The 25474-nt window shown below is 57.8% G+C and carries 18 protein-coding genes and 2 pseudogenes; 8 read left to right on the top strand and 12 right to left on the bottom strand.

Annotated features, from left to right (window positions below):
* Positions 1-229, top strand: a pseudogene (locus DUT91_RS26430) (MBL fold metallo-hydrolase); the annotation flags it as partial.
* 122 nt (positions 230-351) lie between these two features.
* Positions 352-1275: a LysR family transcriptional regulator gene (locus DUT91_RS21295; protein WP_114442494.1), complete on the top strand. Its 924-nt coding sequence runs from the start codon at positions 352-354 to the stop codon at positions 1273-1275.
* 283 nt (positions 1276-1558) lie between these two features.
* Here the strand turns inward: DUT91_RS21295 and DUT91_RS26260 are convergent, their stop codons facing one another.
* Positions 1559-2008, bottom strand: coding sequence for a hypothetical protein (locus tag DUT91_RS26260; protein WP_200835041.1), 450 nt, complete (start codon positions 2006-2008; stop codon positions 1559-1561).
* Between the two features lie 125 nt (positions 2009-2133).
* Positions 2134-3628 (bottom strand): annotated as a pseudogene (locus DUT91_RS21285) (ISL3 family transposase); the annotation flags it as partial.
* A gap of 257 nt (positions 3629-3885) precedes the next feature.
* Between DUT91_RS21285 and DUT91_RS21280 the strand changes: the two are divergent.
* The 3 genes from DUT91_RS21280 to DUT91_RS21270 are packed head-to-tail and all read left to right on the top strand — an operon-like array spanning position 3886 to position 7414.
* Complete coding sequence (locus DUT91_RS21280) at positions 3886-4941, top strand: ABC-three component system protein (protein ID WP_114442493.1); 1056 nt, start codon at positions 3886-3888, stop codon at positions 4939-4941.
* 20 nt (positions 4942-4961) lie between these two features.
* Positions 4962-5444 (top strand): three component ABC system middle component, encoded by a 483-nt coding sequence (locus DUT91_RS21275; protein WP_114442492.1) that lies wholly within the window; start codon positions 4962-4964, stop codon positions 5442-5444.
* The gene (locus DUT91_RS21270; RefSeq protein ID WP_114442491.1) at positions 5444-7414 is read left to right on the top strand and encodes a DUF3732 domain-containing protein; all 1971 of its coding nucleotides are present in this window, start codon (positions 5444-5446) and stop codon (positions 7412-7414) included. The genes DUT91_RS21275 and DUT91_RS21270 overlap by 1 nt, the downstream gene beginning before the upstream one ends.
* Positions 7415-8405: 991 nt before the next feature.
* Here DUT91_RS21270 and DUT91_RS21260 read toward each other — a convergent pair.
* From DUT91_RS21260 to DUT91_RS21240, 5 genes are all read right to left on the bottom strand, one after another.
* The gene (locus DUT91_RS21260) at positions 8406-9107 is read right to left on the bottom strand and encodes a hypothetical protein (RefSeq protein ID WP_114442489.1); all 702 of its coding nucleotides are present in this window, start codon (positions 9105-9107) and stop codon (positions 8406-8408) included.
* Positions 9104-9670 (bottom strand): hypothetical protein, encoded by a 567-nt coding sequence (locus DUT91_RS21255; protein ID WP_114442488.1) that lies wholly within the window; start codon positions 9668-9670, stop codon positions 9104-9106. The genes DUT91_RS21260 and DUT91_RS21255 overlap by 4 nt, the downstream gene beginning before the upstream one ends.
* A gap of 374 nt (positions 9671-10044) precedes the next feature.
* Positions 10045-11367 carry an AbiJ-related protein gene (locus tag DUT91_RS21250; protein WP_114442487.1) on the bottom strand — a complete coding sequence of 441 codons (1323 nt, stop codon included), beginning with the start codon at positions 11365-11367 and terminating at the stop codon, positions 10045-10047.
* Positions 11368-11481: 114 nt separating this feature from the next.
* On the bottom strand, positions 11482-14985 hold the full coding sequence (locus DUT91_RS21245) for a DEAD/DEAH box helicase (protein ID WP_114442486.1): 3504 nt from the start codon (positions 14983-14985) through the stop codon (positions 11482-11484).
* Positions 14972-15754 carry a HamA C-terminal domain-containing protein gene (locus tag DUT91_RS21240; RefSeq protein WP_114442485.1) on the bottom strand — a complete coding sequence of 261 codons (783 nt, stop codon included), beginning with the start codon at positions 15752-15754 and terminating at the stop codon, positions 14972-14974. The genes DUT91_RS21245 and DUT91_RS21240 overlap by 14 nt, the downstream gene beginning before the upstream one ends.
* A 480-nt stretch (positions 15755-16234) precedes the next feature.
* Here DUT91_RS21240 and DUT91_RS21230 point away from each other — a divergent pair, with 480 nt between their 5' ends.
* Positions 16235-18499, top strand: coding sequence for a hypothetical protein (locus DUT91_RS21230; protein ID WP_147272232.1), 2265 nt, complete (start codon positions 16235-16237; stop codon positions 18497-18499).
* 21 nt (positions 18500-18520) lie between these two features.
* On the opposite strand, the gene DUT91_RS21225 is transcribed toward DUT91_RS21230, so the two are convergent.
* The 3 genes from DUT91_RS21225 to DUT91_RS21215 form a co-directional block, all read right to left on the bottom strand.
* Positions 18521-19807 (bottom strand): hypothetical protein, encoded by a 1287-nt coding sequence (locus tag DUT91_RS21225; protein WP_147272231.1) that lies wholly within the window; start codon positions 19805-19807, stop codon positions 18521-18523.
* A 401-nt stretch (positions 19808-20208) separates the two neighbouring features.
* Entirely contained in the window at positions 20209-20892 is a 684-nt protein-coding gene (scpB, locus tag DUT91_RS21220) for an SMC-Scp complex subunit ScpB (protein WP_114442481.1), read from the bottom strand.
* 2 nt (positions 20893-20894) lie between these two features.
* The gene (locus DUT91_RS21215; protein ID WP_114442480.1) at positions 20895-21848 is read right to left on the bottom strand and encodes a DUF1403 family protein; all 954 of its coding nucleotides are present in this window, start codon (positions 21846-21848) and stop codon (positions 20895-20897) included.
* 244 nt (positions 21849-22092) lie between these two features.
* Between DUT91_RS21215 and DUT91_RS21210 the strand changes: the two genes are divergently transcribed.
* On the top strand, positions 22093-23166 hold the full coding sequence (locus tag DUT91_RS21210; RefSeq protein WP_425373831.1) for a tyrosine-type recombinase/integrase: 1074 nt from the start codon (positions 22093-22095) through the stop codon (positions 23164-23166).
* 25 nt (positions 23167-23191) lie between these two features.
* Here the strand turns inward: DUT91_RS21210 and DUT91_RS27210 are convergent, their stop codons facing one another.
* Together DUT91_RS27210 and DUT91_RS26820 are read right to left on the bottom strand one after the other, a co-directional pair.
* Positions 23192-23323: a hypothetical protein gene (locus DUT91_RS27210; protein WP_281032633.1), complete on the bottom strand. Its 132-nt coding sequence runs from the start codon at positions 23321-23323 to the stop codon at positions 23192-23194.
* Entirely contained in the window at positions 23320-23517 is a 198-nt protein-coding gene (locus DUT91_RS26820; RefSeq protein WP_245419861.1) for a hypothetical protein, read from the bottom strand. The genes DUT91_RS27210 and DUT91_RS26820 overlap by 4 nt, the downstream gene beginning before the upstream one ends.
* Positions 23518-23724: 207 nt before the next feature.
* On the opposite strand from DUT91_RS26820, the gene DUT91_RS21200 reads away from it, so the two are divergent.
* Complete coding sequence (locus DUT91_RS21200) at positions 23725-25272, top strand: Fic family protein (RefSeq protein WP_114442478.1); 1548 nt, start codon at positions 23725-23727, stop codon at positions 25270-25272.
* Positions 25273-25474 lie beyond the last annotated feature (202 nt).

The following is a 25474-nucleotide window of genomic DNA, read 5'->3' as shown; positions in this document are numbered from 1 at the left end:
CGACATAGTCAAATTGCGGCCACGTCTGATCGTCCCGGGCCATGGAAACCTTGGTGGCGTCGAAATCCCTGAGGCGGTACTTGCTTACTTTCAATCCGCCCGTGAGATCGCACGAAGCAAGGACTATTCGGATGCCGATGCGCAGCGTCTTCTCCGAGAGCGCTACGCCACTTGGGAAAACCCCGAGTTCATCGCTCCGATAGTTAGGTATATCCGGGAGCGGGGATAGGCGCGGAGGGATAGTGAGTGCCGAACCTTCATCCACCTTCGGTAACTAAGGCATGCGGCTGCAGCTCTCCAAACGAACCGTCAAAAAAGCTGCGCATCAGCAAATGACAGCGGGATAGAGTCATGATTGATGGAAGGCTAATCAGTGGCATGACGGTTTTTGTTGCCGTTGCAGAGGCTGGCGGATACGCTCTTGCTGCTGAACGGGTGGGACTGTCGCGATCCGGAATAGGGAAATCAATCTCCAGGCTTGAAGAGCGAATTGGAACGCGGCTGTTCGACCGGAACAGTAGGGCGTTGAAGCTGACTGACGAGGGGCGTTCCTTCTTAGAGGAGGTAGTGCCGCTACTCGAAAAGCTGGACGAAGCGGTCTCATCGGCTCGTCCAGATGAATTGCGCGGTCGGTTGCGGATCAGCTCCGATTCTGCCTTCGGCACCTTCTTACTCATACCCTCACTGAAGCGTCTGACAGAGCTACACCCAAAGTTGAAGGTCGATCTTTTAATACGGGACCGTGTTGACAATCTTCTAGCCGAAGGGTTCGATCTTGCGGCACGATTTGGGGAGCCTGAGCATCCCGGCCTGTGCAAGAGGCATGTCCTCGACAGCCGAATAATAACCTGCGCCAGCAACACCTATGTTGCACGATATGGGATGCCGTCAACTCCCCAGGAGCTGCATGAGGAATATCGATGCATTCGGCTGATCGATGATGTGACGGGACGGCCGCATTCCTGGAACTTCCTGAAGGCGGATGGAACCGAGCACTCGATCGCACCAGACTGCAACGTCACCGTCAACGATGCCCCGTCCCTGCTGGCAGCCGCGTTCTCGGATTTCGGAATCGTCAGGCTGCTAGACTTCATGGTCGAGGAGCATCTCAGGTCAGGGCGACTCGTGGAGATACTCCCGGAGTGGAACCATCGCACCTGGCCCGCCTATCTCTATGCGCCCGAACGTTCTCACTGCTCTGCCGCTCTTCGGGCAGTGATGGACTTCGTGTGTTCGAGCCAATTCCAAAGCGCGACCAGGGAGGAGAGTATCTAACAGGCGCGACTAAGTCCCACCCAATCCGAAACACAAACATTCTCCGGAAATTGATCTCTCATCGCCTTGAAAGGATACGAACCGTGGACCAGTTAACCGATACACAGTAAGTCGCGGAAATCACGATCAAATTACCAGTCTCGTTTTGGCTTTGGCCTCCTCTACGTGCGAATCGCCGAGCCTCAGACAGAGGTGCGGCGATCCGCACCGGTTCAAGTGCGGTGCGGAAGCTTATTGATCAAGCGCGCTTCCCCAGTGGAATATGACCCCCGAACGAAGATCATCATAGTCCACGATGGTAATGTCGAGGGAGACCAGAACGTCCCGTATGCCAGATCTTGGCATGCACGCGTTCGATCGCCTTCGCCGGCTGCGCCGGGACCGTGGTGATGCCGATCGATTCCTCCAGGAAAAGTGCTTCTTCCTGTGCCTCGATGAACTCCGGAACTGCCGTTTCGGTAACACGCGATCGTACTCTTGTGCAGGCTTGCATGACGCCGTGCTTTGTCGCGAAGGGCGTGTGCCCGTCGATGAACCGATCGAGAGCTATCAGCTCAATGTAGGGAACGGCGCGAAGCTTCCGCAGCCTAGTGACCCGCCGAGACTCCCCTTCGATCGGTTCAGGGCCAGCATCAGCCAGCCTTTTCTCCGCTTCCTCCACAGTGTCCGGTAGACGCATGTGCGGCTGACCAGCGATGTAATCGACAACCTCGCCGATCGTGCCCGCGGTCATGGCATTCGTCCAAGCGACTTTATCAGCATGTGTCACTTTCCATTTAATTTCGAGAATCCCGAGTCAACGATCTCATGCTGTTACTCGGTCACTTAATTTGAGAACGGGCATTTAATTGGTCTTCCTCACTTTGTGTGGAGATCGGCCGATTTGATTGGCATCATCCTCGCTCTGAGAAGCTCTGGACCCGCTCGGCCATACATTGCGCGCTTGATAGTCTTCAGTCGGTTGATCTGACCTTCCGCCTGACCATTGCTCCAGGACAGGTCGATGGCGTTACAGACGGCCTCGATATCGCGGCGAAGAACGCGGGCAAACCGGGCCAGGAAAGCGAGGCCCGAATGAATGGCATCATGAATCCAATCTTCAAGCTTCGCCGAAGTTCGGCTATGAAATATTACGCGAAATCGCATGGAGAAGCTGCGCAAAACAGCAAATGTTCGAGACCCCTGCTTGAGGGCATCGACTTTCCGTGCCTGATTGATGGTGAGTGCACCGCGCGGCTTTATGCAAAGAGTAGCGGCGACAACCGGTGAGATCAAATGACCAGTGTGCGGATCACGCACAGGCGCATTGTCATATGTTCTGTCGGCGAGCCCAATCCAAGCCGGCGCTGCATCACCCTTATCCTTATCCGCTTCCGGCCTCTCCGCGCGGCGCCAGGTTGCCAGGAGGCGTTCAAGATTGGAAAAGCTGCCAGTGTATCCGCGGTGCTTGATGTTCTGAAACAGATGCCGCCCACGGCGGTTGCCGTCCTTCCAACACTGGGTGAGAAAGGTTTCGAAGTATAGAGGAGATGTCGGCTGCAGCGCGCCCCTGCGTCGGTCGGGCGGGATTTCGAAAGTCAGCCATTTCGCGATGCTGCGTCGGCCATATCCCGTCCGACGCGCAATTTCCGAGCAGGTCAGGCCTTCTTTGCTCAAGGCGTGCACCGTCTCGAACACCTCCTTCCGGGATTGCCGATGTGCCTGGCGAAGCTGATTGCGCCAGGGCGTTTCAGGGGCCTGCTCATGCAAAGCACGATCGTCATGATTCCATCTCGATGTCCTGGTCTGGCAGCAATGCCCTGCCTGTAGCTCGGCCGGAGAGGCTTATCTGTTCCTCGATTGCAAGACGCAGATTCTGCATGAGATGAAAGCGATCCGCCACCTGAGACGCTTGTGGCGCGCCCTCACGAGCAGCTTGCGCGTAAAGCCCGCATCGATCTCCGCTGACGATCTCAATAGAGGGATGCCGCTTCAACCATTGTGCAACGCTCGCCACGCTCCGGTCTTCGAAAATGTCCATGACCTTTCGGCGTTCGAGATCAACGATGATCGTGCCGTAGCGCCACGATTTCCTCCAACTCCAGTCATCGATACCGATGATCCGTGCCGGGGGTTCGTCATCGACCTGTGAAGCATTGCGCTTCAAGTGCCGAAGGATGGTGTCGTCGCTGATCGGCATCCCAAGCTGTCTCATCAAGCGCTCTCCGGGCCGCCCGCCTGTGCTGTGACCCAGCAGGCCAACTATATTGGCGACCCTCGTTGTCCTGCGGGCGTAGGGCGAGGCAATCTCCGGGATCGGGTCGGTGAATGTTTGCCGTTTGCACTGTCGATATGTGCAACGCCAGCGGCTCAGCCCAATTAAGTGCCAAGCGACAGTCGCTTAGGCTTACTGGCGACCATCATACACGACGCACAATCTTAGCTTGAAAAGTCAGCAATCGTCCATCACTATCAATATGCCTTCTAACCTCTTGATTACTTAGAGGGCGCGGGGAGTTCATGGGTGCACGCAGCCAAATTTCTAAACACACAGCGGCTGGCCAGTATTTGGGCTACGCGCTACAGCCCGTACGGCTATGTTACTATCTTCTGAAATGCCCGGATGGCGCGATGGTGTCGCTCGAAGTGCTGGACGATGTTGCCGTCCACCAAGCGGACGGCACAACTATTGTTGAACAATGTAAAAGTGCAACGAAGCAAAATCCCCTCTCCGATTGGGCCGAGGATCTTTGGAAAACTCTGAGTAATTGGCTCGACTTTCTTGAGGCAGGCGAGCTCGACACGACTACCGTCCAATACCGCCTCTATGTGACGCCCGCCAGATTTGGTGAGATTGCAAAACTGCTGCACGATGCCAGAACTGGCGATCAGGTCGATATTGCTGTCGAGTCCATTAAAGCAAGCCTCACTGGCTTGAAGAAGAAGCCTGCCTGCAAGCAACTCGTCGCGCGTTTTTTAGAAGCGGATCCTGAACATCGTCGAATGCTCGTGAGCCGCCTGCGCGTCATCAGCGAGGACGACGATCCAGTAGACCCGCTCCGCGAAATCTTCAAGCCGACGGTGTCCCCGTTGATCGTCGATCTGATCTGCGAGCGCGCCATCGGCGCCGCGAAAGAAGCCGCGGACCGGATGATCCGCGCCGGACTCCCCGCGAAAATAGATGCGGATCGTTTCCGCGCAGAGCTTCGAGCCTTCATACAAAAGAACAACCTTCCGGGCTTTCTGTCGTCACTGACAGACCATCCATCCAGCGAAGCTGTGACGGAGGTGTTGCAGTCGAGGCCGACCTTTGTGCGCCAGCTCGAGCTTATCGATATTCCGGCAGAAGGTCGTGTCAGGGCTGTGAGCGATTATCTCCGCACAGCAGCAGATATTTCCAAGTGGGGCGAAAGTGGACTTATCTTTGAGGCCAATCTACGCGATTGGGACGAAGACCTGATCGGACGCTATCAATTCATCGCCGGCGAGATCTCGGACACACACGCGGAGCACAATGGTCAGACGCGCGGGCGAATAGTGTACCGACGATGCGCCTCACTCCAACCACCGTTTGAAGGCCGCGCGGTTCCAGGGCATTTCGTGCATGGGTCATTCAACGCGCTTTCTGAGAGCCGTCGCCTGGGCTGGCACCCGGACTTCTCCGTACTTCTAGAGGCAGAAGAATGACTGCTCCGCCTAACAGCACAATGACCGATCTTAAGATCGTTCAAAATCCGGGGCTCGGTGCCTATTCAATCTGGCGTTTCGGCCTGGGCCATCAACTCAGCGACGAACGGCCCGTTTCGTTTGCACTGGCTTTCCTTGTTCTTCCGATTGTCTTGCACAGAGAGACGCTACAAACACTGATCGCGACGCAGAAAAGCTCCGGCTTGGCCCTGTTCGGCGCGAAGCTTGGAAAAGAGCGGGAAAAACTCCTTGCCATTCACGACCGCACCCTGCTCCTTCGCAATCTGAGTTTGCAATCAGTCAGTCTTGGCGTCGGCACCAAACTATTATCGATTGACTACGCAGATGGAAAGCTGCGCGCCAATGATCTCGAAAGCAAACCGCGCCGACCGGTGGTTCCAGAACGTATCAAAGACATAGGGAATGGATCCGAAAAGCTGGGGCTCTGGTTTTCCCAGCTGACCGCAGCGCAGATCGTGAGCACATTGCAGGTAGAATTCTAATGTATTTTCAGATCATCAAGCTCATTCTTTGGCCTCGCCGCGGTGGTGAGCCTCGCGTTGTCGATTTCAAACCTGGTATTGTGAATGTCATCAGCGGAGCTTCTAAAACCGGCAAGTCGGCGGTCGTTCCGATCATCGACTACTGCCTTGGCTCGGATAAATGCACCATCCCCGTTGGTGTGATCAGAGAAAACTGCAGCTGGTTTGGCGTTCTCGTCGATACGATCGAAGGCCAGAAGCTTCTCGCTCGTCGCGAGCCAGGCGACCAGCAATCGACAGGAGACATGGTGTTCCTCGAGGGAGAGGTGGTGGATGTTCCAGTGGAGATCGCTGAGAAAACCACGAACGTCGACACCGTCAAGCGTGCCTTGAATCGCTTGTCCGGACTGACCGACCTGGAGTTCGAGCCGAACGCCGAGGGCGGTTATAAGTCGCGGCCGAGCTTTCGTGACCTGATGGCGTTCTCATTCCAACCACAAAACATCGTAGCGAACCCTGATGTGATGTTCTTCAAGGCCGACACGACGGAGCATCGCGAAAAGCTTAAAACGATCTTTCCCTATGTTCTGGGAGCCGTCACAGCAACCGTGCTGCAAGCCCGTTTCGAGCTGGATCGCCTTCAGCGCTCGCTGCGTCGCAAGGAAACCGAACTCAAAACGATCGATTCCGCCAACAACGCTTGGAAAGCCGAAGCACTCGGCTGGTTACGCCAAGCAATCGAGCTCGGAATTCTGCCCGCCGACACGCAGCTTCCAAAGGAATGGCCGGACATCATCGATCTTCTCCGTCCGATCGCAATGTCCAATGGGAGATCGGCGCGTCCCAACTTGCCAGGGATCGACGTTACGTTGGCGCGTCTTGCCGACTTGCGCGCAGAGGAGACCGAGATAGCCGGGCAGCTCAGCGAGCACCGCCAGAGGCTGAACGAGATGCGACGTTTGGTGGAAAGCAGTGAAGCCTACGGTGACGCCATGCGGATCCAGCGGGATCGGATCGGACTAGCGGATTGGCTTAGGGGCCTTTCGACCGATGTCACAGATCCGATCGTTTCACTCGGCGAGGGAGGCCGCGAGAAGGTTTTGGCGCTTTGCGACAATCTTGATGGCCTGGAATTAAGATTGCGCACGCATCCGACTCTTTCAAACACACTCGATAAGGAGATCTTTCGGCTTCGCGCCGCCGCTGAGACAACCCTGGACCAGTTGAACGCCATCCGCGCTGAAATTTCAGACCTGGAGAAGGATTCTGAGAGGACACAAGCGGAGGCAAGCCGCTTTGACCAGATCGAACGGTTTCTCGGTCGCCTACAGCAGGCGTTGCACCTCTACGACCGAGCGGACCAGTCGTCGGATCTGAGGCAAGAGATCGACGGCTTGAGGACGCAAATTTCTCTTCTCCAACAGACGGTATCGGAGGCAGATATCCGGCGGAAGCTTGGAAATGCTCTCGACCGTGTCGCAAACTTCGCAAATCGCATGGTCCCTCGACTTGATGCCGAATGGCCAGACGCACCTCTGCGCCTGATAATCGAAGATCTGACGGTGAAGGTTCTACGGGGGACACGCGAGGACTATCTCTGGGAAATTGGAAGCGGCGCGAACTGGCTTGCCTATCACGTCGCCTTAATGCTCGCGTTACAGCGGTTCTTTCTGGGCGAACCACACCATGCCGTCCCAAGCATGCTTGTGTTTGACCAACCAAGCCAAGTTTACTTTCCGAAACGGGCCGCCGAGGAATCTATCGAACTGGTGCCGTGGCGAGATCAGGACGTTGCCGCCGTTCGAAAGGTGTTCTCCCTTCTTGGTTCCGAGGCTGTAGGCTCCCAAGGACGACTTCAAGTCATCGTTCTCGACCATGCCGATGAGGACGTTTGGGGCGATATTGACGGCGTTGAGCTTATCGAAGAGTGGCGGGAAGATCGCGCACTCGTCCCAACCGATTGGCTTAACGGTGACCCCAGTCAAAACTGATATCACTGTGCATAGGCCGGTGTACATTAGGTCAACAGGAGCGGACTGGGTGTTCCAGTAGAGGCTACGAGCAACAGCCGCTTGTTCGGGCGGCTTAGGCCTGCGTATAGCAGGCAGCGCGCCTTAGGTGTGTCCGGAAAGTTTTAGCATCACAAGGCATCACGATGACGCCGCCGAATTTAAGTCCCTTTGCTTTGTGAATCGTGCTTATTGCCTTTTCCATGTCTTGAGGACGAGGAGCGGTCGTAAACGCAAGAGCTTACTTGGAGGCTACCAACGTTGTCGCAAGCTTCAGGCATGTCTCACCTGGATGCTCTCCGGATCGTGGACGCCTGTAATATCTATCAAAGATCCCGTCGACGCTCGCGTTAGGGAGAGGACACTCTGATCATCACGCTCGGGTTCGGCCGTAGAGAAGCGACCTTCAAGGAATGCGCCTTTGGCTATCGGATCAAGTTCGGCCCAGAACCCGTCCAGTTCGATGGGGGCAAAGTCCGGCGTCATGAACGACCGTGAACGGAAGTTTCGTGTTAGGAAATGACGCGAGGGTTCCTTTGCGATCACATCGTGGGGAACGGCCGAGAGAGCGTTTGCGAGTGTATGCGGCTGCGAGAGCCAATCTATGTTTCCATCCGATTCTGGGACGGCCAACGATGCAATCACCGGCGTGCGAGACGAAGACCGGGCGCTCAGGCTCAGCGTACAAAATTACATAGCTTGCTGAATCGCCCTTGAAGTTTTCGGCGAGCGCGGCATGCGTCGCGCGAAGCTGCCCGGTTAGGCTCTCGGCGGTGACCGCCGCTCCATTCACGAACCAATCCAACATGCGGCCCGCTATTCGCGCGCAAATGCGCCGCTTACCGGTCCAGTTGTCGACCCGTCGAGGACAAGCACCAACACGGAATCACCGCGGATCGCGATAGCGGCGTGGTCCCGGTTGTCGTCGGTTCGCGTTCCCTGATGGCTATTCCATTGAATCGCAAAGGGCATCTCAGACGCCGCCCAGCTTAGCTATCGCCTCCAGGCGATCGTAGACGATGTCGGCACGACCCGTGGGGCCACGAATATTGCCTTGCAGGAAATGATCGAGGTTGGGATCACCAAGGACTCCGCCAATCTGCTCGGCGATATAGGCTTTGATGTCGGCGTCGGCCTCAGCGATTTCATCGCCGAGTTCTTCGCGCCCGTCGACCAAGAGGAGGATATCTTCGGCATCGCGGCTACCGATGAGATCGCCTCCACCGCGACCGCGATAGGCTTCCAGCTTAGTCGCGATGAACAAGGGTGCAGTGAGACAGCGGATTTCGAGACCGTCGTCCAGGGCTGCCGGTACAGCCGTCTCAATTCCACGCCCGTACCACTGGTTGCTAAAGCCGAGGACAGCTGGATCGGCAGGCATGAAATCAACTTTGAGATCGCCAAGCTTCATCCGGCAGAGAACGTTCTCGTCCGGCGCCTCGGCGAAACCGCGCTGACGCAGCGTTTCCATCAGCTCCGCCCACGCCGCGAAGCCGGCGAGATCGACAATCAGGTCGACGTCGTCTGTGGCCCTGACGCCTTCGAGCGTGATCGGATCGGTAATATAGAGCGCGGTCGTGCAGCCGCCTACGAAGACTAGGCGGCTGCGAAGATCGTCGCCAAGCGCCACAGCGACCGCGTTCAACATCTCCTTCAACTTGCCCTGAACCGTCATCCAAACCGCTCCTGAAGAAGGTTTGCCGCGAGGTTAGCTTCACGTTGATTGCCGAGGCGGACGGCGTCGATGAGGGCGAGATAGGCGTAAAGGCGTTCGTCCTTTTCGGCCGCCTCCGGCACGCTTTTGAACAGCGGCTCGACGGACTGCCCCATTTCGTGCCCGCGCGCATAGGGCCAGACGCTGATAAGACTTCCTGCGCTGTGAAGAGAACCGCGAAGAACAGGAGCCGCAAATGCGGTCGGCAAACCGCGTTGCATAGCACCAAGTTTTGCGGGAAAGACGAACTTCAATCCATGGACGATGAATTCGCGCAGTTGCCGCCGGTTGGGTTTGGGCCGACCAGTTTTCCTGTCTTTGATCGCAATACCCGATGACAGGCTGCGATTGATCGACGCGCTGATTTCTGTTTTGCTTATCCCGAGTGCCGCCTCGAGGCCGCGCACGGAATAGGCATCTTCTCCCGCTGGAGGACTATGTCCTGCCGGAAGCTGGACTCTCATCTTCTCGTCGTCCTCCAAGCTCATCAGCTTGAGTAGGACGACAATATCCTGGCTTTTCATGGTTAGACGCCGCGTCCTCTGTCCTCGGACTGCGGACAGATAAACACAGCCGATAGGCCGCTGTCAATGATCGCAAGACTCGCTGAGCAGTAAGCCGGCGATTGCCATCCATAATGATCTGATTGAAGCCGATGGCTCGATACCTTCATACTACCGATTAGATGATGATGCTCGCTGCGGGATCATTGAGATCTCCTCATCCTGCATTCAGCAGCGAACTGCTCCATTTGCGCCAGGACGCGCGTATCCAAGATGGCCTCGCCCCACGGACAAAACGGAAAAGGACAGACGACTGGCCTCCTCATCGACGGACCCACAGGTGCGTATCGCTGATCTGAACCCCGCCTCAGGTATGAAGCTGGTTGACGAGCACCTCAGTTATTGACGCCATGCAGTCGAAAGAGCTTGTCGAAGAAGCCGGTAATCCTCTGCTCAGCGCCGTTCCCAACGAGTTCATTGGCACCGAACCGGTAAACCTCATATCCAGACAAGCGTAGTTCACGGTCGGCGGACACCATATCGGCATAGACCTTCAAAGACGGGCGGTCGTTTTCCGAAAAGTGATGTTTGCCATCCACCTCGATCACGATGCGTTGCCGCCCCGGAAGCAGAAGCAGAAAGTCCATGCGCTGCCGCGGAATAGGTAAACGGTGGCGCAGGGTTTTCACGACCGCTGGATCGTAATGAAGATAGACCTGAGGGAGAAGCGCGGGTAGCGCTACGCCAAGCGCAGCTCGATAGGCTTTAAAATAGGTGGCAAAAAGCGTTTTTTCCGCGTCAGAGTCAAGCGACTCCCGAAGCCGCGCACCGAGTTGTGCGGCATTCGCGCCTGATGCAACTTCGCTCCACCATGAGACGAGCTCGGACCACAGAAGGCCGTTCGAGCCGATCGGCCGATCATAAATCAAGCAGCTTTCTTCTCCGGACAGAATGACGATGTCGTTGTTGATGGCGTCTGCGAAGCCGATCTCAGGCTTCACGCCCCGCGAGGCAAAAATCAAGTTTTTCGGCCGACCACCGACGCCGCGAACGATGGCTCGAAAACCGAAGATCGGATGGCCGGAGAGTTCGCTTTCTTGCGTCAGCTCGTAGCCGTCGCGCGCGAGAATTTTGTTGAGAACTGCGACTGTCGTGGCCTGCACATCTCCCGACCGGGAGAGAGGGTGGACAGCTTCTTCGAGCAAGGCGCCAAACCTTGCCCTGGAGCAGCTGAGCGCACCAATTTGACCAAACAGGTGCTCCACCGACCAGTCGCCTGGGTTTTGGTCCATATGGCGATCGATCTGGTCGCGTAGGCTTCGGCCATTGCTTCCGAGAAAATCTTCAATGGGCGAAGACAAAGGAAAATAGCGTCCGACTATGTCAACGGTGGACCGTTCGCCGGCGAAATCATCTCCGAGGGCACGCGCGATATCTCGCCGCGTTATCTGGGAAAGCGGAGGGTCGCCGGCCTCAAGTATCGCGCGGGCCACTTCATCAAGGGCGGTGTCGCTACGATGAGCAGCAAGCTTCAAGGCGATGCCAGCCAATTCCTCTTCTGAAAGATCTGCCAGCGCCAGATCGATGCGCTGTCGTTTTGACAGGCCTTCCCCGCTTTCAACGATCAGGCCAGCCACCCGATGCGGTTCATCGCTCAGCTGCGCATGGGTCATCCCCTGCAGGATGCCCGCGAGGAGACCATAAATGTCATCTGCCATGACGCGTCTCCGTATCCAACACGTTAGTGGTGGCGGAGACCAGTCGAGCTCGGTAGCCGCAGCGGGCGCATCGTTGGCCACCGATCCCGGAATAAATCACCATCACCGCATTTCCTACGCGTCGGCCTTCGGCCAGCGGAGTTTTCCGCGCCCGACGCGCAAGGCTTCCACCAACCTCGTATTGCCGGGCAATCGGCCTGAAAAAAGGCTCGGCTTTGGATCGACAGCAGGTTTCTTGAACGCTGCGACCCGCTGATAATCTGGTGTCGTCAGCCAGGTACGTCCATCGCCCTCGTCGGTGACGATCCGATAGAGACCGGCGGGCGGGGCAGTTGGGGCATCCAGTAAACGGCTGTAGTGTTCGACTGACCATTTCTGGATGCCGCCGCTAAGCGCCTCGGTTCGAAACCGTGCCCAAAGTGCCGCCGTCTCCGGCGTCGGCCAGTTGCCGGCGTCCGTGAAGGCGGTGATCTCGTCAGATTCGAGCCAAGCACGCATTTCTGCGGGGGCCACAAAAACAGGCTCGGCGTCCCCGATTGCCGCCATAGCCGCGCGCCGTGATGGCAAACCTGCACGGATCAGCATCGACATCATGAACTGCGGGACGCCGGTCTCAACCGATGCTGCTGCACCGCCGGCAACCGTCTCTGGCGACCACCCGAGCGCCATGCGGCGGGTGCGGATCGCTTCCAGCGCCCAAACTAGGCGATAGGTGAATGCCTCCTCGACCGCCCTCATATTTTGCGGTCCGATCTTGGCGACATCCGCGCCAGACACCCAGCTGCGTAAGATGGATTTCCAGTTCGCCGGAAGGGCATTCGTCTTGTCTGGAATGAATGGGCGTATGAACAGCAGGCGCTCGCCGAGTCCGGCCAGGGAGTCAACGAGCTCATCGACATCTCCGCCAAGCGCCGCACTATCGGCACGATCAAGCAGGGCGGCCAAGTCGCCGGCCATCGCATCGATCGCGAGGCCGGCTTCAAGACCAACACCCATCGCAAAATGCCCACGCCGCGCTTGTGGTGTGGTGGTTTTCCAAATGAGATCCGCACGTGCCTCAAAGACCTTCTTGTGCAGAGGTGCGACGTCTTCGTCCTCACGGGCGATCTGTCGGGCCCAAAGCGATCCCTTTAGCGCTTCGTCCAACAGCTTCGGCAGATCGGCGCGATCGGCATCAAGCGCTTCGATCAGCCCGAAGACGGTCGCGTCAAGGCGTTCGACAATTTGCGAGAGCGGCTCCTCATCGATGGTGTCTTCCTCTTCAGCACCGCCCTCTTCATCGTCGTCGCCGTCGGCGTCATAGTCGACGCCGACCGCGAGGCGCTCGGCAACTGCTGCTTCTTCCTCAGGCGATCGCCAAGCCTCGCGGGCATTGGCGAGATATTCCCACGCGTCATCGCGATCCAGAACACCCTCACGCGACAGCCGCTCAAGAATCTCGGCGACGATCTGAATGAGGCCGCTCTTCAGCGTCCGCGCCTTGGCGGAGGCAACGAGCTTTCGCCACTCCTTCTTCCGCCAATCGATCTTATCGAACATGACATGAACAATGAGACCTTCGACATCGACAAAAGCGCGGCCGGCACGGCCGGCGACATTTGCGAACTCCTCACCCTTGATCTTTTCGGACGCCCTGTACAAGACCGGCACCAACAGCACAGCGGCGTTCAGGTTGAGACCCTGCGATAGCGTCGGGGACGCAACGATGACTTTCAGCACACCTTCGGACAGCAGGGCCTCAAGCTCGCGTAGGAAAGGGCTTGGCAACCGGCCGTGATGAATGGCAACGCCCACTTTCAAGCACGCGACGGCGGGATGGTCGTCGCCCAGCCACTCCTTGCCGACCTCCAGAGCGCGAGCAATCGACGCTTGGTCGTCCAGCAGCGAAGTTAGATAACCGCGTCTGCAAAGGTTGACGACCTGCTTGCCATAGCTCTCGACCCAATTGGCCTGGGTGGAAAAGACCAGGGTCCGCTTGCCCTGGCCGGCGAATTCCCATGCAGCGAACAAGGTCAAGTGCGAATTCTTGCGAGGGTAGGGCTTCCTTTCCTGACCTCGTGCCGGTTTTTCAACCACGAATTTGTCGAGGAAGGGGCCGTTTTCGTCCAGGTCCAGCCGCAGCAACGCGTCTTTGCCACGCCAGGTGAGCGCGCCGAACCGCTGACGCGTCGGACGCCAATCTGAACGCACCGGTTCGCCCGGTTCGTCGGATCGTATCCACGCTGTCAGATCGTCGAGCTCGTGGCCGCTCGGCAAAATTGCAGAAAGGCAGACTATGCGACGCTCTACCGCATCCGCGCGCCGAAGGAGACGCTGGACCAATGTTTCGTAGCGGATCTCGCGCTCGCTAGGACCGATCATGTGGCCCTCATCAAGGACGATCAGGCCGACATCGTCGATCAGGGATGGATCGCTTCTGAGCGCAAAGTCGAGCTTCTCGGGAGTGGCGATAATGATCTCGCGCGAGCGCAGTGCGTCTTCGTCACCGACCGAAAGGCCACTGGCGCCGTAGAGGGAGGAAACGCTGAAACCTAGCGGCGCAAAAGTTTTTCTGAACGATCGCTCCGTCTGTGCAGACAGGGCGCGCAATGGTGTGACGATCAGCACCCGCCGAGATGAAGAAAGTGTCATCAGCGCGGCGAGCTCCGCCACTCGTGTTTTACCAGCGCTGGTCGGCAAGGCCACGACCAAATCGTCCGTAACATCGGTGGAACGCCGGGCCGCTTCACGCTGTGAAGGCCATAGCTCGACCTCGGAGGTCCTTCGCGCATACAGCGACGAGATGAACAACCGGCGCAGATCCGGATATTTTTCCTCCGTTCCCTCAGGCGGCTCCGTGGGGAGGTTCTGGTGCAGGGAATGCTGCCAGAGGTCATCGATGAGATGCCGGCAGAGGTTTGACATCCACCACAAGGGGACATTCTCCGCGTTGTCCGCCAATCTGACCGTAGTGTCGAGCAGGGCTCGCGCTTTTTCAATAGGCTCCGCTTCACCCGTCTCAAGCGCAAAATCAAAATGCGCCAACGCTCTGCAAATCGTCGTGTTCAGAATCGTCGATAGCGCGTCATCGATGTCGGGCTCCTCGCCCCTTAACGCTTCAGCGACTTGCGTATCGCCGTGGGCCTCGTCATCAAGCCAATCGCGAACAAAGCCGCGCAATTGGCCGAGATCGCGCAGGATCAGGTGTCGTATCGCCAATTCGCCCGGCGAGGCATTGAGATCGTCGGCCGTCTCGTTGAAAAGCGAATAAGCAACAGCAGAGAACCCTGCGAGATGGTAGGCGGCAGCTGCAATGGTGCGACGGAAGCCGCGATCGGGAGACGCCGGATTGCCATTGCGAACAAGAGCTTCGAACGCGTTGGCAGCCCGCTCGAACGCCTTATTGGTCAAATCCGAAGATCCCGCCCTTGCGCGCAAGGCCATCGCTGCTCGAAGTAACGCGAAGCCGTGTTCGCCGAGATCAGTTTCGATTGTCGCGCCAAGTGGCGGCGCGTTGGCTGGCAGGACGCCCTGCTCCCGCATCAGCGACCAGGCAGCGCCACGGTCGAGGAGGCCTCCAAGTATCCCGTCGACAGTTGCAGCCGCCAAAAATGTGCCCAGTTCGTCATTCGTCTCCAAGATCTTCCGCCTTTTTGTAGATGGCCGCGATGAAGTCCTGGTGATCTGCGACGTGAATATTCACAACGTAATGGTCACGATTGGTGCCGGTAGCGTCCAGATCATCCTTCAATGAGGCGTGAGGTCCATTGCCCGAGATCGTGAAGAGCATGTGGTCGATACGATCCGCACGGAGGGATTTCAGGCCCACCTCGTCACGGAGGCTTCGGCCAAGCGCATTGTCGTCCGCATCGTTGCTCTCCAGCAGCCGGTTGGCGACGAACAGTAAGGAATCTGGCGTGCAGCGGCCGTTATCACGATCAAGCACCTTGCGGGCGCTGGTCACGGTCGACTTTCCGAGGGACTTATTGCTCTTGGCTTCGCCTTTCAGTAGCCAGAGCTTCTCGCCGGCCTTATCGTACCCCGCGCCGATGAAATCGTCGCCACGCATAGCCATGTTGCGTCCGTCCTTATAACGAAGGCGGCGTACGGGCACGCGAAGCCCGATCTCTTCCTCGACCAGTTCAGTTGCCAGAATTTCTCCTAGATCGCCAGAGCGGCCCTTCACGGTTTGCGGCATCGATTCACTGAGGATCTTAGCAGCGACCTTGTAGCCGAGCCGCTTCACGTCCTCGGCGATGAGTTCGAGCCGACCATAATGCGAGCGAATCGTCTCCGCGAGATCATCGCGAATATCGTCGCGACCACCGTGCTTCTCGACATAGGTCCAGTAGCGCTTACGCTTGTCCTTGTTTTTGGTGGCGTCACACCACTTGTTATAGAGCCCCATCCCACGTCCCCTGACCTAATGCAAAAACGCTCCATCGCAACCTGCAAGATGTATTCGTCACATACATAGCCGCTTTATGAGCGCCAAAAAACCGAAAGCTATCTGTGGTTTGCAGATATTGGAGTTTCTCAAAACACGAGCATTTTGTACTCGGCGGCTCACAGAGGGAATTCCCGATCAACGCACTTCATCGCCGGAAACAGGAAGAAGAGTTCAGGCCGCGCCTTAAGCCCTATGCGCTCCTTAATGTGCTATTTCGCATTGGAGATAAGTTGGAAAGCTTCACGGCTGGATAAGAGAGCGTTGGCCCATATCGAAGAATTCGCAGCTTTTCTTCGACAAGGGCACGATCACCACAATTGACCTCTGGCTTCAGAACGCAGCAATAGAGGAAGATGCTCTAGGAAAAGTTGCAGCCTGGAGGCAGATGTGACGCTGTCGGAAGACAGTACAGAGAAACGCTTCAGACCCCGCTGAAATATGGCACGTGAAAAGCTAAAATATCCGATCGAATCAAAGGACTCGCATCAGTTGCCACGTCAGCGAAACCTTAAAGCTAAACTTCGTTCAGTTTTTCCGAACCTAGACGAGACGCGTGATTGGCGTCCCATACTCAGGGCAACAGATAGTGCAGCCCTCGCGGGCGGCCTGAGCCGGGACCTTTCCCAAGTCGGTGACCTGGCGCACATGGCGCTGGTCGACGGACGGTCGACAGAAGCCGTAAACTGGCTCTATCTTGGTCTGCTGTGTAACGAGGTGGTCACCCGCGAGTCGATCGGCGAGTCTGGCGCGCTGCGTCCATCCAAATACCGGTATCGAGTTACCGGTATACATGATGTTGTGAAGGAGCTCCAGCGGTCGGCTGATGAGCTTGATCTTAGCCAATCCACCCGAGCGTATCTCGCCTCATTGCAAGCTCTTGCGACCCTTTCCGGTTCGGTACGAAAGGCGGACGAGTCACTTCGCGATTTCTTGAGGCGGAACCGGGACACAACGCTGAAATCTTTGCTCGCGCGCGTAGATGCCCTTTTCATGCTCGGTCATCAGGGTGACCAAGCCAAAAATAGCATGTTGCTGGGTCATTATTCTGCGGAAGAATTGGCCGAAGGTGCTTCTTACATAATCTATTGCCTCGATCGCGACTTTGGGATCGAGCAAAAGCATTTCAGTATGATGTCGGAAACGAAGATCAAGCGCGGCGTCTTCGACAAGCTATTGATAAAAGCGGCAAAAATCCGCGTCTTTTGCGATGCGGAGATCATGATTGACGCGTTCGATTATCGTTGCGAAGTCCACGGCACCAACTTCTTGATCACCGCTCCCTTCCCAGAGCTCGAGAAGAGCACGCGGCTCGGCTACATGCAGAACGAACAGGCCCATAACAGGACTCGCCTGGAGCAACAGCTTGCTCGCAATGGCGGAGCAACCTCGGTGTTTGACCTAGCCGACGCATTCTTTGACGGAGGGGAGGATTTCGTCGCCCGGCGTGTTGATCATCCCATCAGTCGCTACACCTTTCACATTCCCGACATTCCACCTATTCGTGACATGTTTGCGAACGAAGCCGCAACGGTCGAAGAGGAATCATACATCCGGGCTATATTGACGAGCGAAATCATAGATTGGAACGAACTTCGCCGTTTCGAAGCTCTTCCAGGAGTCTCCATTCTGGATCTGTCGCGCGTGTTTCGGTTATTCCTTTTTCTCGCTCGGTTGGCCTCGCGGCAGCTCAGCCCCCTCCTGCCGAACGATCCCGATATCGCTTACCGCTCCCTGGTCCCCGTCTTCCGAAAGGATATACTGCGCCAGATCATCGGCCTGAGCGTTGGGGAGGACAAAGTCACCCCGATCCTCGATTGTCTGGTTTGGAAAACGGGATCCAAAAGCATGTACGACATGCAATATAGACCCATCATTGAAGCAGGCAATTTTTACGCAGCACCTATGCACCTCGCTGGCATGACAAATTGGTATCGAAACCTTGCGTTTCTGAACAAAAATCGCGTCATCCAAGATATCGGCCACGATACCGCCTCGAGGGCGCTGGCGTCGCTCCTCCAGAAGAAATCGGAACTTGTGCGCGGGGAATATGAGACCGAAATCGATGGTGAAAAGATTGAGCTGGATGCGATCTTCCGCTTCGGCGAGTTCCTGTTCATCTTCGAGTGCAAGCATTCCTTGTTGCCTTGCAATCCGCATGAGTTGCGGACTTCCTTCAAGGGAGTGAACAAGGGAGCCGAGCAGCTATCGCGCGCAAGACGCCTGATCTCACGGCTTGGCAATGAGGTGGAGCTCTATCGCCGGCTTGGCTGGAAGGTTGCGCCCTCCAAGAAGATCGTTACATGCGTCGTTTCCTGCAACGGAATGTTCTCTGGTTTGAGGATCGGCGGAAATCCTGTTCGACGCTGGGCCGAACTTGCAAATATGATCGAAACGGGCATCGTCAACAGTGCCAACATTATTGCAACACCCGGAGACAACGGCCTCGACATCAAGGCTGTCGGTTGGACATCCCGATGCCTGTGGAACGGCCCTGACCTGACGGCTCAGTTCCTCCACGATTATCTTGAAGGCGATACGCTACGTGACGCGATGTTTGATGCCATGGTCGAGCATTCCAGATCGTTTGATCTTGGCGAGCGTCGTTTGGTTTTCAAATCGTACGCACTCGATGTTCAGGCGGCATCGGAAGCGTTTGCCGCACTCCCAGGCAGTTTCGTAACAACCAGTGAAAATCTAACCTGACGGAACTCAGCCTGCTTCCCATTATTCGAATGATCCAAGCACCAGAGCGGGCCCCTTTACCTTCCGATTGCGCTTAGAGAGCTCAACGGCGCGATTTATGAAGTCGGCCGTTTTTGAGCCTGGGGCGCGGGCAATATCGTCTACTATGCGTGGGTGCCCACCAACGATTCTAATCTCGTGTGTGTCATGGCTTTCAGTTTCGATCGGCACTTCGATCAAGGCGGTATACTGCGTGCCGGCCAATTGAAGTGTCAAAGGCGCAAGAACCACGTCCTGACCATCGAGGAGCGTATCGTCTTCCCATCGTGGGAAAAAAAGGTTTGCGCCGGAAACCGACCCAAGCGCGAGTAAGTTTTGATATTTCTCTATCCAATCATAGAACTCCGACAGTTGGATCCGCGGCTTCTTGGAGGGCGCGTATCTATCGATGGCTGTCTCCATGCGACGCAATATGGGGGCGACCGGTATCCAGTTGTGGAAAGGTCCCTCGTTTCCTTCGGCCGCAGGCAATTCCATCATTCCGCCGCCGATTTCGATTTTCACCCGTTTCTTTGACCGGGCCAGTATGGCACCGACTTCTATCATCGTCACCGCTTCGCTCAGGTCGACAGACCGCGATCCGTCGTCGTCGAAGACGATGCCTGCCCATTCCTTCTCGAAGTCGAGCGTGACTTCAAAAAACGCGTTCGCGAAGCGGGTCGGGGCCTTCCGACTCGCGTCCACGAACGGAGGAACGGCATACATGTCGACCGGAAACCTCGTCCATGTGCCCTCTTCCAAGTCTTCAAGTTCGATCAACACCGACATCAACGATGGTGCATGAAACTCAAGAACGGCTTCGCGGAAGAAATCGGTGTCATTCTCAAGAGGGATCCCGAACCGCCGACGCTCGACCGTGAAATCGACCACATCAACTTCCCGCCGCTTCCCCAGAAAAAGGCTATGGACCTTCTCCTCGGCATCCTCACCTGGAATGAGGAAGTGACCGGTGATCGAACCATCGAAACCACACGTCTGCCGTTCCTCTATTTTGGATGCGAGATAGCTCGAAAACGGCCCACCACGCATTCCGTCAAGAGCATTAGACAAGCCTTCGCCATCCGGGCCCAACTCGATGGCACGCTCCATTGGTACAGGAACGGTCACTCTGTGAATCTTACGGTTGCCCCGAGCTTCCTCACTCCTTACACGTCGCAGTGTCTTGTAGATAATCTGCGCGTCGATCGGAACAATGACGACCCGGGTAGGCGATCGCGCGCCTTCCTCCATATTCGAGAACGGCGATCGCTGCCGGAAGATCGCTGTCAACAAGATGCTTGAGAGCAGACAGCTTAATGCGGGGCGGCTCACCTGGGCGATCGGTTGATTTGACCTGCACAAGGTACTTCGGGAGGTCATTCTAGTGATCGAGTGGCATATCGGCCGAACGCATGGGCTCGCGCTCGAGCAGAAAGTCCCATCCTAACCGGTCGACAAGCGACTTTTGTGCTCTGAACCCCTCCGGCTGGCACCAACCGAGAAAATGACCCTCACCGGTTGCTCCGACGTCCCGCGTTCCCATTCAACCTCATACTTTCAAATTGCAACAGCCTCAAAGCGTGTACTTACGCGCAGGCACACTACCTTGTAGCAGAAATCTCTACCGGAGCGTTCGTACCTTTTTTGCCGCAATATCCGACAACGCCCCACCAGCATCGGCCGTAGCTAATTCAAAAATCGTCGTCGTCACTCGTCAGATTTTTTTCTTCTGGTTCGATGGTTTTCCTGCGAATCAGTCCAGCATCTTCCAACGCCTCCCGATCAGGAAGATCGCCTAGCGTTTCCATGCCGAATGCCGAGAGAAAGTGTAGCGTCGTCACATAGGTATAGGGCGCGCCGGGCGTTGGGCTCCGTGGTCCGGAGCCGATGAAGCCGGCACCACGAAGCGCCGCAATGATATCGCGGCTAACTTCCCTTCCGAAGATTTTCGATAACTCGCTCCGCGTGACTGGCTGGAAATATCCCACCGCCACCAGCACCATCGCCTCAAACTCCGACAGCGCCGCCGCCCCTCCCCGCGTCGGCGCGGAAGAAGCCTGGATCGTCTCGGCAAAGCGCGGCCGGGTGCGGTGCTGCCAGCCACCGGCAACCGACACCAGCTCGTAGGGCCGGTCTCGTAGCTCCTCGATGAGATCGTCGATGAGCAGATCAATGCTGCAGTCCTTGCCGACCACACGTGCCAGCGTCTCGCGGGACACCGGCTCTGTTGATGCAAAGATCACTGCCTCGACCCGCATCATCCATTCGCGCCACCGCATCTCCGGCGGCAGATCCTCAAGCTCGCGATCATACAGGCGCCCGTCTGCGGCGTTCACCTTGCGGCGGGAGGGTCTGGCTGCAGGTGACCCGGCCATGATCACAACCCAAACATCCGGAAGGCAGAGCGGCCAGACAGCTCGCGCACGGCTTCCAGGCTTTCAAGCCGCTCGAACAGCCGGGTGGCCGCCCAGCGCGACAAGTTGCTGCCGGGGACAGAGGCCGGCACGGCATCCTCGCTCAGTAGCTTGCGGATCACTGTCTCGGCGCCCTTGGTGCGCAGCTTTGGGACGACTGCCAGCAGCCGGGTGGCGCGGCGGTCGATCTCGACCGCCGAGCGCAGTGCGGCGTCAACGCCTTCGACCAATGCCAGGCAGATCGCTTTCGGATAAGCCGGCTCTCCTGGCCGGACACGGCCTCTGCCGCCGATCGTGCGAAACGCCGGTCCATAGCGCTCGGACAATAGCAGCGGTACGGGTTTCGGCCATTTCAACTTGTGCGCCAGGACCATCTCAGCCAGCCCAAGCGCCAGCACTTCGGCGTCCGGGCGAACGGTCGTGATGGCAGATATAAGCGCGGCCACCGCGAGGGGTGCCGCTCGCCCGGATTGAGTGGCGGTATCGACCAGATCCGGGACCGAGGCAAGACCATCGTCCCAGCCAAGGCTGAAAAGGTCAGCGACTTCTTTGACGAATGACGTGGTGATCGGCGCGGAGCGACGCGTCATCATTCTGGTGGTTAGAAACAGCTTTCCGGCCGGCCCCGAATCGTCACCAGCGGCGGTCAGTAAAACCGCGTCCCGTATGGCGTGTTCCTCTTCGCTGCGCCCGGCCATTTTGGCGGCAACGGCCGCTGATTTGAGCGCAAGACGATCACGCCAGCAGCCGGTCCACGGGGGTTCGGCACGAATAAGATCATCTAAAGATTTCAGCGCTATACCGGATGCGAAGGCAGCGTCGGCTTCGCTGATGTCGCGGTCGCGCGAGAGCGCCCATGCAGGCAGGTGGGGCGGCCAGGCAGCGGTGGTTGGAGCGGAGAGAGCGCGCAAATCCATGCGCGTAAGTGTAAACCAGATGTGCAGTTTCCGCCAGCGATATCGACATAAACCGCACGCCTTGTCGCGGACAAAAGACGCCCGATAAGCTTGCCTTATCGTTCGTTTTTCGCTTTATAGAGAAATGGCCCGAATCGACGATGACAATCCCGAAAACGGCCCGCAGCCGGGCTCTCCCCGATCACGGAGCACGCCCGCGGATGGCGCACCTTCAGCTGGGATGCAGACCGCGGTCGAGCCTGCCATGCCCGTCGCCGACGACCTGCCCGACATCGTCGATCTCGTCCTGGAAATGGGCCGCGCACCGACCGACATGCCCTCCCCTGCTCTGCCGGCCCATCTGGAAACACTCGCCGATCCCGCGCGGGACTACGTCGAGGCCGCAAGCTCGGCCAACACGCGGCGCGCCTACGCTGCCGATTGGCGGCATTTTTCTGCCTGGTGCCGGCGCCACAACCTCGCGCCCTCGCCCCCGGACCCGCAGGTCGTCGGGCTCTACATCACCGCCTGCGCCTCGGGAACCGCGCAAAGAGGGATGAAACCGAACTCGGTGTCGACGATCGAGCGGCGTCTCGCGGCCATCGGCTGGAACTGCGCGCAACGCGGGATGCCGCTCGATCGCAAGGATCGCGCCATCGCCACCGTGATGGCCGGCATCCGCAACACCCACGCCGCCCCGCCCCGGCAGAAGGAAGCCATCCTGCCCGAGGACCTGATCGCCATGCTGGAGACGCTCGAGCGAGGAACGCTGCGCGGCATGCGCGACCGCGCCATACTGCTGCTGGGGTTCGCCGGTGGCCTCAGGCGGTCGGAAATCGTCGGCTTGGATGCCGGGCGCGACCAGACGGAGGACGGCCGCGGGTGGATCGAGATTTTTGACAAGGGCCTCCTCGTCACACTCGGCGGCAAGACCGGCTGGCGCGAGGTCGAAATCGGCCGCGGATCCTCTCACAGCACCTGTCCGGTAACGGCAGTGGAAATCTGGATCAAGTTTGCCCGGATTGCCAGGGGCCCCCTCTTCCGCCGCGTCCGCGGCCAGGGCAAGGATGTCGGACCGGATCGGCTCAACGACCAGGAGGTGGCGCGTCTCGTCAAAAAGACAGCGCTGGCGGCCGGCGTGCGCGGCGATCTTTCGGAAATCGAGCGCGGACTGAAATTTTCCGGCCATTCGCTGCGCACCGGTCTTGCTTCCTCGGCCGAGCTCGACGAGCGCTATGTGCAAAAGCAGCTCGGCCATGCCTCCGCCGAAATGACCCGCCGCTACCAGCGTCGACGCGATCGCTTCCGGGTAAACCTCACCAGGGCGGCCGGGCTGTAGCCCCCTCCCCCCGCCGGTGGCCCGCTCAGGCCTTGGAACCGTGTCGGGAACGCTCCGCGATGCTGAATAGATCGACTTTCTTGCCCGCGACGTCCGCGACGATCTTCAACGTGCCGCCGAGGGATTCGACATAATCGCGAAGCGTCGAAAGCTTCATGTCGGCGCGCTTCTCCAGCCTTGAGACGTGGTCTGCTTGAACCCGGTCGCCGCAGAAACGTCTTCCTGCGTCCGTCCGGCGAGCGCCCGCAATTCGCGCAGATTGTGCGCGGTGACGAGTTCCTCGGTGCGGGCGGCGATTGCCCGCTGTTCATCTTCGGGAAGCGTCTTTATCAGCTTGTCCAGATCATCCATGTTTCTTCTCCAACTCGCTCAAATGCTCGTCGTAGCGTTCGTCCGCCAGGTCGATCAGCCGCTTGTAGAACAGTTTCTGGCTTACACTGCCCCGCAGAATCAATCTTCGCAAATTTAGCCTCATTGTCATCAAAATTCATTGCGGATGATCGAATTTCATGAGAGCTTCTCACCGAAATTAATTTTCAGAACCGGATATCAGGATTCATGGAGCAGGGACAAAGAAAACCGTTTTCAGGCGCGGTCAGCATTTTTCACGGCCGCTGGATGCCGGAAGACGCCATCCCTGTCGGCTATGCGGCCCTCATCGATGCCTTTGATTTACCCGTGCCCGTGCCAATCACCCTGTCCGCGATCGGTCCACGCCACAAAGTCTATCAGGCCGAGAGCTGGAACATTTATACCCCACGCCACCAGCCGGACAATGACCTTGCCGGACACCTGACCTTCGCGCTGCGCTATGAAGGGCTAGATCTTGCGGTTCTGAAAGCCATGTTTCGGGAAACAGGTCCCGTACCGATCACCAACCTGGTGCGCGCGGCGCCTACCGGCGCCTATGCGCGGCGGCTGTGGTTTCTCTACGAATGGCTGCTCGATACACGGCTCGATCTGCCCGACGCGGCACAGGGCACCTATGCCCTTGTCGTCGATCCCAAGCGGCAATTCGCGGTGGGCGGAACGAGTTCGACAAGACATCGGGTGAAGAACAATTTGCCCGGCACGCCAGCCTTCTGCCCGATGATCTTCCGTACGCCCGCACTCGAAGCGTTCGTTGCGCGCGGACTTGGCGATGAAGCGCAGCAGTTGATCGCCGAAGTGCCGGCGGACTTGCTTGCACGCACCGCTGCATTCCTGCTGCTCAAGGATTCACGCTCGAGCTTCCAGATCGAGGGAGAAGATCCGCCGCAAGATCGCATCCAGCGCTGGGGCCAGGTGATCGGTGAAGCCGGCCGCCGGACGATAGACCGCGCCGAACTGGAGCGGCTGCAGCGCATTGTCATCGGCGACGCGCGCTTCGTCCATCTCGGCCTGCGCGTCGAGGGTGGCTTCATCGGCGAGCATGATCGCGTGACGGGCGCACCGATCCCGGATCATGTCAGCGCCCGACATGAAGATCTACCCTCGCTGATCGACGGCCTGACCTCTTTCGACAGCGGCGCTGCACAGCGCCTCGATCCTGTTCTCGCTGCCGCGGCTCTCGCCTTCGGCTTCGTCTACATCCACCCTTTCGAGGACGGAAACGGTCGACTGCACCGCTATCTGATCCATCATGTTCTCGCCGAGCGCGGGTTCAACCCTCCCGGTCTCGTCTTTCCGGTCTCGTCCGTCATCCTGGACCGCATCGATGCCTATCGAACCGTATTGGAAAGCTACTCACGCCGCCTTTTGCCGCTGGTTCGTTGGCAATCAACGGATCGTGGCAATGTCGCGGTGCTGAATCACACCGCAGACTTCTACCGCTACTTCGACGCAACGCCGCACGCCGAATTCCTGTTCGAATGCGTAGCCCGAACGATCGATGTGGATCTGCCGGCCGAGACGGCATTCCTACGCATCTATGACGCGTTCAAGATCGAAGTGCAGCAAATGATCGACATGCCCGATCGCTCGCTGGACCTCTTGTTCCGCTTCCTACGCCAGAACGAAGGGCGACTGTCAAAGCGGGCTCGCGACAAGGAGTTTTCGGCGCTCAGCGACGCAGAGGCCGGTCGGATTGAGACAATTTACGCCGAAATCCGGCGAGACGCAGGGTGACGCCATGTCATCCACCACGTTTGCCGGCGGCGGCCGTTGAAGCTGAAACACTGATCTTTCAGGAGACAGTAACGTCGGACAAGCTGCATTGGAGACGTTTACAAGCGATCAGTTATCCGTATCTTCTGCATTTGGAAAACCGCTCGACGATGACATTTGTGGGCTTCAAATGGCTCGTGACGCCCAAAATCGCACTTCCTAT

The sequence above is a fragment of the Paramesorhizobium salinisoli genome (assembly GCF_003335045.1).
GTDB classification, from domain to species: domain Bacteria; phylum Pseudomonadota; class Alphaproteobacteria; order Rhizobiales; family Rhizobiaceae; genus Paramesorhizobium; species Paramesorhizobium salinisoli.
The sequence above is the reverse complement of the archived record's forward strand: the minus strand, read 5'-3'. Positions and strand labels throughout refer to the sequence as shown.